This window comes from Kitasatospora nipponensis (assembly GCF_039528135.1).
Taxonomy (GTDB): domain Bacteria; phylum Actinomycetota; class Actinomycetes; order Streptomycetales; family Streptomycetaceae; genus Kitasatospora; species Kitasatospora nipponensis.
Genome location: NZ_BAAALF010000023.1, coordinates 49163 through 60997 on the forward strand (window position 1 = coordinate 49163; position 11835 = coordinate 60997).

The 11835-nt window shown below is 76.0% G+C and carries 11 protein-coding genes; 5 read left to right on the plus strand and 6 right to left on the minus strand.

Annotation, left to right across the window (positions count from 1 at the left end):
• Positions 1-7: 7 nt before the first annotated feature.
• Both ABD323_RS09760 and ABD323_RS09765 read right to left on the minus strand, forming a co-directional pair.
• Positions 8-643 (minus strand): hypothetical protein, encoded by a 636-nt coding sequence (locus ABD323_RS09760; RefSeq protein ID WP_344440869.1) that lies wholly within the window; start codon positions 641-643, stop codon positions 8-10.
• Between the two features lie 156 nt (positions 644-799).
• Positions 800-2773 carry an APC family permease gene (locus ABD323_RS09765; protein ID WP_344440870.1) on the minus strand — a complete coding sequence of 658 codons (1974 nt, stop codon included), beginning with the start codon at positions 2771-2773 and terminating at the stop codon, positions 800-802.
• A gap of 295 nt (positions 2774-3068) precedes the next feature.
• Between ABD323_RS09765 and ABD323_RS09770 the strand changes: the two genes are divergently transcribed.
• Together ABD323_RS09770 and ABD323_RS09775 are read left to right on the plus strand one after the other, a co-directional pair.
• Complete coding sequence (locus ABD323_RS09770) at positions 3069-3821, plus strand: DUF4118 domain-containing protein (RefSeq protein WP_344440871.1); 753 nt, start codon at positions 3069-3071, stop codon at positions 3819-3821.
• 76 nt (positions 3822-3897) lie between these two features.
• Positions 3898-4629, plus strand: a complete 732-nt coding sequence (locus ABD323_RS09775) for a GNAT family N-acetyltransferase (protein ID WP_344440873.1) — start codon at positions 3898-3900, stop codon at positions 4627-4629.
• On the opposite strand, the gene ABD323_RS09780 is transcribed toward ABD323_RS09775, so the two are convergent.
• The 3 genes from ABD323_RS09780 to ABD323_RS09790 all read right to left on the minus strand — a co-directional run bounded on the left by ABD323_RS09780 (position 4524) and on the right by ABD323_RS09790 (position 8146).
• The gene (locus tag ABD323_RS09780; protein ID WP_344440883.1) at positions 4524-5840 is read right to left on the minus strand and encodes a cytochrome P450; all 1317 of its coding nucleotides are present in this window, start codon (positions 5838-5840) and stop codon (positions 4524-4526) included. The genes ABD323_RS09775 and ABD323_RS09780 overlap by 106 nt on opposite strands.
• A gap of 216 nt (positions 5841-6056) precedes the next feature.
• Positions 6057-6779 carry a response regulator gene (locus ABD323_RS09785; RefSeq protein ID WP_344440874.1) on the minus strand — a complete coding sequence of 241 codons (723 nt, stop codon included), beginning with the start codon at positions 6777-6779 and terminating at the stop codon, positions 6057-6059.
• Positions 6776-8146, minus strand: a complete 1371-nt coding sequence (locus ABD323_RS09790; RefSeq protein ID WP_344440875.1) for a sensor histidine kinase — start codon at positions 8144-8146, stop codon at positions 6776-6778. The genes ABD323_RS09785 and ABD323_RS09790 overlap by 4 nt, the downstream gene beginning before the upstream one ends.
• Before the next feature lie 279 nt (positions 8147-8425).
• On the opposite strand from ABD323_RS09790, the gene ABD323_RS09795 reads away from it, so the two are divergent.
• Together ABD323_RS09795 and ABD323_RS09800 are read left to right on the plus strand one after the other, a co-directional pair.
• Positions 8426-9082 (plus strand): DUF2306 domain-containing protein, encoded by a 657-nt coding sequence (locus ABD323_RS09795; RefSeq protein ID WP_344440876.1) that lies wholly within the window; start codon positions 8426-8428, stop codon positions 9080-9082.
• Positions 9083-9378: 296 nt separating this feature from the next.
• Positions 9379-9861 carry an RpiB/LacA/LacB family sugar-phosphate isomerase gene (locus tag ABD323_RS09800; RefSeq protein WP_344440877.1) on the plus strand — a complete coding sequence of 161 codons (483 nt, stop codon included), beginning with the start codon at positions 9379-9381 and terminating at the stop codon, positions 9859-9861.
• Here ABD323_RS09800 and ABD323_RS09805 read toward each other — a convergent pair.
• Positions 9837-10619 (minus strand): AraC family transcriptional regulator, encoded by a 783-nt coding sequence (locus ABD323_RS09805; protein ID WP_344440878.1) that lies wholly within the window; start codon positions 10617-10619, stop codon positions 9837-9839. The genes ABD323_RS09800 and ABD323_RS09805 overlap by 25 nt on opposite strands.
• A gap of 73 nt (positions 10620-10692) precedes the next feature.
• On the opposite strand from ABD323_RS09805, the gene ABD323_RS09810 reads away from it, so the two are divergent.
• Positions 10693-11835, plus strand: a 1143-nt coding sequence (locus ABD323_RS09810; protein WP_344440879.1) for an MFS transporter, incomplete at its 3' end; no start/stop codon positions are given.

Below are 11835 nucleotides of genomic sequence, written 5' to 3' on the forward strand. Positions count from 1 at the left end.
GGTGGCGTCAGGGCCCGGCCGGTGGCTCGCCGTGCGCGGGGTCGGCCGGCCCCGGGTCACCCGGTGCCGGGTCGGCCGACCCCGTGTCAGCCAGCTCCGGGGCGGCCAGCAGGCGCCGGGCGGGCTCGGCGAAGACCTGCTCGTCCAGCTCGCGCAGCAGGCGGGTGCCGGAGCGCAGGTCGGTGCTGCGGCGGGCGTCGGTGGCCAGTCGCTGCCACAGCAGCGGGTTGGCCACCAGGACCCGGGGGTCGAGCTCGACCAGGACGCCGTGGGCGTCGAGGAGCAGCAGCTGGGTGGCGACCGCGCCGGCGCGGCGCACGGAGACCAGGGCATCGGTGCGCAGCCGGCGCCCGCGCAGCGGTCCGCGCACCTCCAGCCAGCCCTCGCCGGCGCTGATCCGTGGGGGCAGCAGGAGGGCGAAGGCGGTCCAGCCCAGCAGGGTCCACAGCAGCGCCCGCGGGAGGGTCAGGCCGCCGGTCGCCCAGTCGGTGAGGAGGGTCAGGGCCGAGAGGGTGCCCGCGCCGAGCGCGGCCGCGCGGGCCGTGGGCGCCCACCGGCGGTCCACGAGGACAGCCGGACGGCCGGTGCGGGCCTGCTCGGGAGCGGGTTCCGAACGGTGCTGGGGCTGCCGCCGCAGGTGCATGGCACCGACCCTAGGGGCGCCCCCGCGGCCTGTCGTGATCCTCGGCGCCCGGCGGGGACTTCTTAGCGCTCCCCTGGCGAGTTCTTAGCGCCTCCCTGACGCGCCCGCCTGACGCGCCCGCCCGGCACCGTCCCCGGCGCCGCCGGTCGGGCGGGCTCAGCCGACGTGCACGCGCGGGCGGCGCGAGGGGTCCGGCTCGGCCTCGCGCAGCACCTCGCGGGTGACCGGCGCCACCTCGCCCTGCCCGAAGAGGAAGAACCGCAGGAACTGGGCGAGCGGGTTGCCCTCGGTCCACTCGAAGTAGACGTGCGGCCGGCGGCCGGTCAGGTCGCGCATGTGCAGCAGCAGCGCCGCGAGGGCGTTGGGCACGCTCGAACTCTCCAGCACCAGCACCCGGTACCGGCCGTGCAGCACCTCGCCGTGCACCCGCAGGGCGCTCTCGAAGTCGGACGGGTCGCGCACGGTGACCTCGACGAAGACCAGGTCGTCCTCGGCGGGGATGTCGTTGTCGGTGCGGATCTGGCGCAGCTTCTCGCGGTACTCGTCCTGGTCGCGGCTGTTGGGCTCGTTGGCGATCAGCCGGATGGTGCGGCGGGCGCAGTCGCGCACCAGGCGCTCGGCCGTGCTGTCCAGGACGACCTCGGTGACCCGCAGTTCGAAGGCGCGGGCCAGCCGGGAGAGCAGCGAGACCAGCATGATGGCCACGATGAAGCAGGCGCCGATCTTGACGCCGTCGGGCCGCTCGGAGACGTTGACCACGGTGGTGTAGAGGAAGACCAGCGAGATGGCGGCGAACGCGAGCGTCCAGTGGTGCTCGCCGGCCTTGCGGGCGGCGATGGTGACCGCGATCGCGGCCGAGCTGATCAGCACCAGCACGCCGGTGGCGTACGCGCCGCCCTGCGCGTCCACGTTGGCGTCGAAGATCCAGGTCACCAGGAAGGCGATCGCGGTGAGCACCAGGACCATCGGGCGCACCGCGCGCGCCCAGCTGGGGGCCATGCCGTAGCGCGGCAGGTAGCGCGGCATCAGGTTGAGCAGCCCGGCCATCGCGGAGGCGCCGGCGAACCAGAGGATGGCGATGGTGGAGAGGTCGTAGACGCTGCCGAAGGCGGCGCCCAGGTACTGGTGCGCCAGGTAGGCCAGCGCCCGTCCGTTGGCGGGGCCGCCGGTCTTGAAGTCGTCCGGCGGGATGAGCAGCGTGGTGATGAAGCTGGTGGTGATCAGGAAGACGCTCATGATGACCGCGGCCGTGGTCAGCAGCTTGCGGGCGCCGCGGATCCGCCCGACCGGGTTCTCCTCGGTCTCGCCCGGGTCACCCTCGATGTGCGGCATCACCGCGACGCCGGTCTCGAAGCCGGACAGGCCCAGCGCGAGCTTGGGGAAGACCAGCAGGGCCACGCCGATCATGTTGATCGGGTTGCCGTGCTCGGCGGTCAGCGCGTCCGTCCAGGCGGTGACCAGGTGCGGGGCGCTCAGCACGTGCCACAGGCCCACCGCCACCACGACCACGTTCAGCGCCAGGTAGACGCCGACCAGGACCACCGCCACGCCGATCGCCTCGCCGAAGCCCTTGAGGAAGACGGCGCCGAGCAGCGCCACCAGGATCAGGGTGATCGGCACCTGGTGGCCGGCCAGGGATCCGGACAGGTGCGGGTTCTCGACCAGGTGGGCGGTGGCGTCGGCCGCGGAGAGGGTGATCGTGATCATGAAGTCGGTCGCGGCGAAGCCGAGTAGCGTCAGGACGAAGAGCTTGCCCTTCCAGAACGACAGCAGCCGCTCCAGCATGGCGATCGAGCCCTCCCCGTGCGGGCTCTCCTGGGCCACCCGGCGGTAGACCGGCAGCGCGCCGAGCAGGGTGACCAGCACCAGCACGATGGTGGCCACCGGGGAGAGCAGGCCGGCGGCGAGCGCGGCGATGCCCGGCTGGTAGCCCAGGGTCGAGAAGTAGTCCAGCCCGGTCAGGCACATGACGCGCCACCAGCGCTGCCCCGGGTGCGCGGCGGGGGCCTGGGCGTGCGGCCCGGGGTGCTGCTTGGCCATGTCGGCCAGGCCCTCCAGCAACCACGCCCGCAGCCGGGCGCGGGCCGGACGGGCGGCGCCGTGATCGGACGGGGTCGCGGGGGCGGTCACCGTGTGCTCCTGTCGACGCGCTCGTGCCGCCGGGCGACGACTGGGTCAGATTATGCGATCAACGCTGCTGAACTGCGGAGGCTGCCCGGTGCCGGTCGGTCGCGATCCGGTGGCGCGGCGGCGACCGGGCGGGCGCCGGACGGCGATGGTGACGGTACGTGAGGTACGGGGGCGGGTGCCGGGGGCGGGGAGCGGGGAGGTGGCGGGCGGCTGGTGCAAGGAACGCGTCAACGCTTCGCCGGTGGCGGACCTCCGCCGGGCCCGGCCTGCTACACCGGGAGGAAGGAGGTGCACGATGCCCCGACTGCTCGCCAGGGGTCCGCTCGCGCTACTCGCCGCCGTCGCGGGCCCGATCGTTCTCTGCGCGGTCCTGCTGCCGCTCCGCGCCCACCTGGCCGCCGCCGACGTGGCCCTGCTGCTGGTCGTCCTGGTGGTGGCGGTCGCCGCACTGGGCCACCGGACGGACGGAGCGCTCGCCGCGGTGGGCGCCGCCCTCTGGTTCGACTTCTTCTTCACCCAGCCCTACGAGCGCTTCGCCATCAGCAAGTCGGCCGATCTCACCACCGCGGTCCTGCTGCTCGTGGTCGGCCTCGCGGTCGCCCAACTGGCCGCCCGTGCCCGGCGCCTGCGGGTCGTGGCCGTCACCGACGCCGGCCACCTGGCCCGGCTGCACGGGACCGCCGTGCTCGCCCGCTCGACCGGCTCGGCGCTCACCGTCGTGGACCACGTCCGCGAGCAGCTGATCGACCTGCTGGAGCTGCGCGGCTGCCGCTTCGAGTACGGCTCGCTGCTGGGCCGCCCGCCGCACCTGGAACCCGACGGCTCGGTGACGGTCGCCGGCCGCGCCTGGGACGTGGAGCGGCTCGGGCTGCCGGAACAGGACGTGGAGCTGCGGCTGGTGGGCAACGGGCGGTACCTCGGCCGGTTCATGCTGGAGACCACCCCCGGCACCCGGCCCTCCCGGCGGGCCCGGCTGGTCGCCGTCACCCTGGCCGAACAGGCCGGCGGGGCGCTGGACACCCTGCGCACACCGGTGAAGGCCGCCTGAGCGTCCCGCTGTTCCGTCACCCTCTCCAGATGTAAGGTATCCAAGGCATCTATGAGTCTTACACAAGGGGGCGGCCATGGTGCCGGATCTTGCCCGGGCGTGGGTGGCGGGCTGGGTGGTCTCGCGGCGGACCGCGCCGCCGGTGGCGGTGCCGTGGGGGCTGTGGATCGAGGTGGGGCTGCCGGATCACGTGGCCCGCCACGTGCTGCCCGAGACCGACGAGCGGACCGTGCGGGCCGCCGCGGCGGCGGTCACCGTCCCCGGTACCTGGCTCAAGGCCTTCCGTGCGCCGCGGTCGGTCGCCGGCTGGCTGGGACCCGGCTGGGTGGCCGACGACCCGGCGTTCCTGATGGCCGCCGACCTGCGCCGGGCCGCCGTCCGGGCTCCCGTCCGCGCTCCCGAGGGCTACCGGCTGAGCACGGCGACCCACGACGGCGTCGCCCTGGTGCGGGTGCTGGCCGCCGACGGGGCGACCGCCGCCCACGGCCAGGTCGCCACCGTCGCGGGAACCGCCGTGGTCGACCAGGTGGGCACCGAACCGGCCCACCGGCGCCGTGGGTTGGGCGCCCTGGTGATGCGCGCGCTGACGGACGTGGCACTCGAGGACGGTGCCGGCACCGGGGTGCTCGGCGCGACCGTCCAGGGCCGCGCGCTGTACGAGTCGCTGGGCTGGAGCGTGCGCGCCCCGCTCGCCGGCTTCGCCTACCGGCCGGCCGGGGCGGGAACAGCGGCGGCGGGGCCCTCGGTGGCTCCTGCGGGGGCGAGGGTGGCGGGGGTCGGGCCGTCCGGACGCACCGTGAGACCGTAGGCGGCGCCGCCGGGCACCGACCGGAAGACCGGGGTGTACGCGGGCAGCAGGTGTTCCAGCAGCACCGTGGACTCGCGCAGCGCGAACTGCAGGCCCAGGCAGGCCCGTGGGCCGAGACCGAAGGGCAGGTAGCCGCCGAGCACGCCGGGCCGGGCGCCCGGGGTCAGGAAGCGGCGGGGGTCGAAGCGTTCGGGCTCCGGCCACAGCGACGGATCGCGGTGCGTGAGGTAGGGGCAGACCAGCAGGTCGGTGCCGGCCGGGACCCGGTGGCCGGCCAGCACGTCGTCCTCGGCGGCGTGCCGGGGCAGCACCCAGGCCGACGGGTAGAGCCGCAGCGTCTCGCTGACCAGCGCCTGGACCGCCTCCCGGCGCTGCGGCGAGCCCTCCGGCCCGGCGGCCAGCGCCGCCGCGCGCGCCTCCGGGTGGCGGTCCAGCAGCAGGTGGAGCCAGGTCAGCGTGGTGGCGGTGGTCTCGTGGCCGGCGACCAGCAGGGTGACCAGCTCGTCGCGGATCAGCCGGTCGGTGTAGGCGGGTTGCTCGGCGGCGGCGTCCAGCAGGACGTGCAGCAGGCCGGGGCCGTCGGGACCGGCCGCTCCCCCGCGGGCCGCCTCGATGGCCCGGTGGGCGACGGCGTCGATCCTGGCCAGGTCGGCGGCGACCGCCTCCTCGGCGTCGACGGAGTCGGCCGGCAGGCTCGGCAGCGCGGCCACCACCACGGCGACGGAGGCCAGTTCACGCTCGGTCCCGTCGTCCAGCGGGTGGCCGGTGAGGGCGCGCCAGATGGTGTCCAGCGCGAACCGGCGCATCTCCTCGCCGACGTCGAAGCACTCCCCGGTGCGCGCGTACCCGGCCCAGCGCTCGGTGGCGGTGCGGGCCGCCGCGGCGATCCGGTGCTCGTGCCGGCGCATCCCGGGGCCGGTGAACTGGGCCTGCAGCAGGCGCCTCTGCTGCTTCCAGGCGTCGCCGGTGGCGGCCAGCACGCCGTTGCCGACCAGCAGCCGGGCGCGGTGCGAGCGCTTGACGTAGCGCTCCGGCCGGTGGGCGAGCACCTGCTGGACCGCCTGCGGCTCGGTCACCAGGACGGTCGGGCTCCCACCGAGCGGCAGCGCCACGATCGGGCCGAGCGCCGCGCGGGCCCGGGCCAGCAGATCGACCAGCGCGCCGCCCTCCGCCCGCCACCGGTCCAGCACGGCGGCGTCCAGCAGGGGCAGCGGCCGACCGGCTCCGTCGGCCGGGGACGGCGCCGCGGTCGTCGGCGCTGCGGTCGTCGGCGCTGCGGCAGCCGGCGCTGCGGGGGCCGGTGGCGGAAGGGGCGTGGGGCTGGCGTCGGTGGCCACGGGCCTTCTCCTGTTCGGTCCTTGACGGTGCTTCGACAGCACGGACTGTACGGGAGCCGGCACACCGCGCGCAGGGACGGGCGGCGGCCGTCAGTCGTCCGGCGCCGCCATCAGGCCGTACCGGTAGGCGATCGCGACCGCCTGCGCGCGGTCCCTGGCCCCGGTCTTGGCCAGCACCCGCTTGACGTGCGTCTTCACGGTGGACTCGGCGACCACCAGCAGGACGGCGATCTCGGCGTTGGACAGACCCTCGGCCGCCAGCCGCAGCACCTCCCGCTCGCGCCCGGTCAGCAGCGCCAGCCCGGTCCGGTGCGGGCCGGCGGCACCCTCGTCGGGGGCCGGCGCCCGCTGCCGGGAGCGACCGGGGTCGCGGTACCGGTCGCCCAGTCGGTCGCGGGCGACCAGCTGGGCGACCAGGTCGCGGGTGACGGCGGGGTCCAGCAGGGACTCGCCGGCGGCCAGCGTCCGCACCGCGTCGATCAGCCGCTCCGGCGAGGCGCGCTTGAGCAGGAACCCGGCGGCGCCGGCCCGCAACGCGCCCCAGACGTAGTCGTCGTGGTGGAAGGTGGTCAGCACCAGCACCCGGGCGGGCAGGCCGGCGGCGACGATCCGGCGGGTCGCCTCGACGCCGTCGATGCCGGGCATCCGGACGTCCATCAGCACGACGTCCGGCAGGACCACCCGGCACAGCTCGACCGCCTGCAGCCCGTCGCCCGCCTGGCCGACCACCTCGATGCCCGGCTCGCTGCCCAGCACCAGGGCCACCCCGGCCCGCAGCAGCGCGTCGTCGTCGGCGATCACCACCCGGATCACCGCGGGATCGGGAGCAGCACGCGCAGCCGGAAGCCGCCCCGGTCACCTCCCCGGTGCTCCGGGCCGCCGTGCTCCATGCCGCCGTGGTGCATGCTGCCGTGCTCCATGCTGCCGCCGAACATGGCGACCCGTTCGGCGACTCCGAGCAGGCCCCGGCCCGGCTGGTAGCCGTCCACCGCGCCCCGCCCGTCGTCGCGGACCTCGATGTCCAGCACGTCCCCGGCGCACCGCACGGTGATCCGCGCGGTGCCGGCCCGCCCGTGCTTCACCGCGTTGGTGAGGGCCTCCTGGACGATCCGGTAGGCGGACAGGTCCAGGCTGCGCGGCAGTCGGTGCGTGCCCGGGTCGATCCGGGCGGTGACCCGCAGGCCGGCCTGCTCGATCCGCGCGGTCAGCCGGGCGAGGTCGGCGAGCCCGGGCTGCGGGCCGGGTGGGGCCGGCAGGCCCGACGGTCCGTCCGGGTCACCGCCCCGCGGCCCGGCGCCGGGCGCACCGGACCCACCGGGCTTTCCGGCGGCGACGGTGTCGCCGGGGGTGGCCGGGGTGGGCGGCTCGCCCTGGCGCAACAGCCCCAGCACCCGGTCCAGTTCGTCCAGCGCCTCGCGGCCGGTGTGCTCCAGCCCACCGAGCAGCTCGCGGCTCTGCGCGGGCTCGCGGTCGAGCAGCCGACGGGCGGCACCGGCCTGGACCAGCATCACGGTCAGCGTGTGGCCGACCAGGTCGTGCAGCTCGCGCGCGATCCGGGCCCGCTCCTCGGCGGCGACCCGCTGACGCAGCAGCCCGCGGGCGGCCTCCCGATCCTCCTGACGGCGCGCGACCCCGTACCCGGCCGCCCAGGCCAGCAACCAGACGAAGAGCACCCCGGCGGGAATCACCGGGTAGGTGTGGGCCGCGCCCGCGAAGTACGCGAGCATGCCGAGCAGGACGACCACCGGTCCCAGCCGGGCGCGCGGCCGGGTCGCGTACAGGCCCAGGGCGTACAGGCCGATCAGGTTCGCGTACGGCGACAGCGGGCTGGGCAGCACGAAGAGCGCCTCCGCCGACAGCGCGGCGGAGCCGATCAGGTAGGCGGCCAGCGGCGCGGTGCGGCGCACCGCGAGCGCGCCGGCGATCACCACGCTGAGCACCAGCGCCACCGGTAGCCGCGCCCGGACCTGCGCCCCCGCGCCGAGCCGCTCCACGACCATCGCCACCAGCATCGTGCCGGCCAGCACCCGGTCCACCGTCACCGCGCCGGGCCGCACGTCCCGGCGGAGCAGCGGGCGCGCCGCCAGCCGGCGGAACCGGGCCGCGATGCGCGGCGCGGGTGGGGGCGGAACCGGAGGCGGGGTTGGGGGCGGGGTCACGGTGGGGGTCGGCCGGCTCATCGCAGCTCCGGGTGGGGTGGTCGCGGTCACCGCCGCGCGGTGGCGTCCTCGGACCGTAGCGAGGTGCGCGGCACCGCGCATCACCCCGCAGGGGTACGGCACCCCTACCCGGCCGGGGGTACCTCCCCGCCCGCGCCGCCGCACCACCCCGACCGGGGGACGGGCGGCGACCCCGCTGGGCGGACGCGCCGCGGCGCACCCGATCCGTACCGTCCTCGACATGAACTCCTCTACTGAGAGCCACACTTGGCGCACTCGTACGGGCCCGGGCGGCCACCGGTGAAGACCTCCTGGCCACGCCGGTCCGGCTGGCTCGCGATGACCGTGCTGGCCTTCCTGACGGCCCTGCTCGCCTCCCGGTACTTCGGCCGTGACCCCGACGACTTCCTTCCCGAGCAGCGGGCGGTCTACCTCGCCCACCTCACCCCCCTGTTGCTGCACATCGGCGGCGGCGTGGCGGCGACGGTCCTGGGACCGTGGCAGTTCCTGCCCCGGCTGCGCACCCGCCACCCGGCGGTGCACCGGCTGATCGGCCGCGGCTACCTGCTGAGCGTGCTGGTGACCGGCATCGGCGGTCTGGCGATGGCGCCGCACGGGCTGTACGGCCCGATCGCGCCACTCGGCTTCGCCACCCTGGCCGTGCTGCTGCTGGGCACCACCACCGCCGCGTTCGTCACCGTCCGGCGCGGCGCGGTGGCGCGCCACCGGGTCTGGATGACCAGGTCCTACGCGCTCATCTTCGCCGCCGTCACCTTCCGCCTCTGGGTGAGCCTGCTGCCCATGGCGGGCGTGCCCTTCGAGCAGGCCTACATGAGCGGCGCCTGGACCTGCTCGCTGATCAACCTGCTGGTCGCCGACCGCCTCACGGCCCGCCCCACCCCGCGCCGCAGCACCCGGGAGGCGGAGGCCGGCCGAGCGGAGACGAGGGCGGCCTGAGACCAGGCGAGTGAGCCGAAGGGCGCGCCGGTGTCGAAAGGGAGAAGGGCCAAGCGACCGAGGAACGAGGGAGCGCAGCGCCCGCCGACCGTCGACACCGGGCCAAGAGCGCCCGGAGGCGAACCGAGCCGGCAAGGGGTGCGAGTGAGCCGAAGGGCGCGCCGGTGTCGAAAGCGAGGAGCGACAAGCGACCGACGAAGGAGGGAGCGCCGGAGCGAGGAGCGTCGACACCGGGCCAGGAGCGCCCGGAGGCGAACCAAGCCTAATGAAGGGCCCCCTGTGGCTACCCTGGGGCCATGCGGATCTCCGTCTCCTCCGACCTGGACGAGGGCGTCGCGCCCCTCCTGGTGGCCGAACTCCGGCGGCGTGGCCACACGGTGAGCACCCACGGCGCGCTGCGGCCGGGCGACCGCAGCGACTGGGCGTACTGCACCGAGGCGGCCGCCCGCGAGGTGGCCGAGGGCCGGGCCGAGCAGGCGGTGGTCTGCTGCTGGACCGGCACCGGCGCCTCGATCGCCGCCAACAAGCTCCCCGGGATCCGCGCCGCCCTCTGCACCGACGCCGGCACGGCGCAGGGCGCCCGGCGCTGGAACGACGCCAACGTGCTCGCCCTGAGCCTGCGGCTCACCTCCGGGCCGCTGCTCGGCGAGATCCTGGACGCCTGGTTCGCCGGCGAGCCCAGTCAGGACGCCGACGACCGGGAGAACATCCGCCACCTGGAGCGGATCGAGACCACCGGTGCCACCGGCACCGGTCAGTCCGCGGGCGGGGCGAAGTAGCCGCCGGGGGTGACCCCCAGGGCGCGGTGGAACATCGCGGTGAAGGCGCTCGGGGTGGCGTAGCCCAGCCGGGCGGCCACCGCCGTGACCGGCAGGCCGCCGGCCAGCAGGGTGACGGCGTGCAGCAGCCGTGACTGCCGGACCCAGTGCGCGAGCGTCATGCCGGTCGCCGCGGCGAACCGGCGTTGCAGGGTCCGCGGGCTCAGGTGGGCGTGGGCGGCGGCCGCCGCCGTGCTCCAGGAGCGGCCCGGCTCCGCGTGGATCGCCGCGCAGAGCCGGTCGAGGTCGGGCTCGCCGGCGGTGGGCAGGTGCAGGGCGGGGACCGGGCGCGGGACCAGCTCGTGCAGCAGCAGCGCCATGACCGCTCCGTCGCGGCCGTCGACGTCGTAGGCGAGCGGGATCCGGGTGGCCGCCTCGACGAGTTCGCGCAGCAGCGGGCCGACCGCCACCACGCTGGGCCGCGCCGGCAGGTGCGGCGCCGCCTCGGGCTGTACGTAGAGGGTGCGCATCCGGACCGTCCCGGTGCAGCTCATCGCGTGGGTGACTCCGGCCGGTACCCAGACCCCGCGGGTGGCGGGCACCACCCAGGCGCCGTGGCCGGTGACCACGGTGATCGCTCCCGAGGTGCCGTAGATGAGCTGCGCGCGCCGGTGGTGGTGGGGCGCGATGTGGTGGCCGTCGGGCAGGTCGCGCGCCATCGCGGCCAGTGGCCGCGGCACGTCCTGGTAGTCCTCGCGGTCCTCGCTCTTCTCGTACATTGGCGCACTCTCGACAGGGGACGGCGTAACCGCGAAAGCATGCCACGCCCGGCGACCCCTAGCGTCGGACCACGTGATCGAACACCTCCGCGCCCGCCCGGCCGGTCCCGTCGCCCCCCGGCCCGCCCGCCGCACCGCGCTGCTGGCCGCCACCAGCGCGGTGACCGCCGCCAACGTCTACCTCAACCAGCCGCTGCTGGCCGCCGCCGCGCACGACCTGCGGGTCGCGCCCGCCACCCTGGGCGCCGTGCCCACCGCCACCCAGCTCGGCTACGCGGCGGGCATCGCCCTGCTGGTCCCGGCCGGCGACAGCCACGACCGGCGCCCGCTGATCCTGGCGCTCGGCGCGGCCGGCACCCTCGCGCTGACCGCCTGCGCGCTGGCCCCCGGCGCGCCCTGGCTGGTCGTCGCGAGCCTGCTGCTCGGTCTCTCCTCGCCGGTGCCGCAACTGGTCGCACCGCTGGCCCTGGCACTGGCGACGGACGGACGGCCCGGCCGCACGGTGGGCGTCGTGCAGGGCGGCCTGCTGCTGGGCGTGCTGGCCTCCCGCGCGTACGCCGGGGCACTGGCCGAACTCTGCGGCTGGCGTGCCGTTTACGGGTGCTCGGCCCTGCTCACGCTGCTGCTGACCGGCGTCCTGTGGCGCCGGCTGCCGGCGGGCGGCGCACCGCCCGGCGCCCCCTCCTACCGGGCCGCGCTGGCCTCGCTGCCGCGGCTGTTCACCGGCGAGGCGCTGGTGCGGCGGGTCACCCTGTGCGGCGCCCTGGTCGGCGTCTCGTTCGGCGCGTTCTGGACCGCGCTGACCTTCCTGCTCACCCAGCACCGGCACGCGGGGCCGACCGAGGTCGGCCTCTTCGGCCTGGTCGCCGCCGCCAGCGCCCTGGCCTCACCCGCGGCCGGACGGGTGGCCGACCGGATCGGGCAGCGCGGCGCGCTCGCCGCGCTGACCGCCGTGGTGCTCGCGGGCTGGGCGCTGCTGCTTCCGGGTGGCGACGGGCTCGGCGCGCTGATCGCGGGCGTGGTCGTGCTGGACGTCGGGACCTGGGGGCAGCAGGTGGTCTGCCAGAGCATCCTGTTCACCCTCGCGCCCGGCGCCCACAGCCGGCTGAACACCTGCTACTTCACCCTGCGCTTCGCGGGCATCGCGGTGGGCTCGCTGGCCGGCTCGCTGGCCTGGCGGCACGGCGGCTGGCCGGCGGTGGTGCCGGTCAGCGCG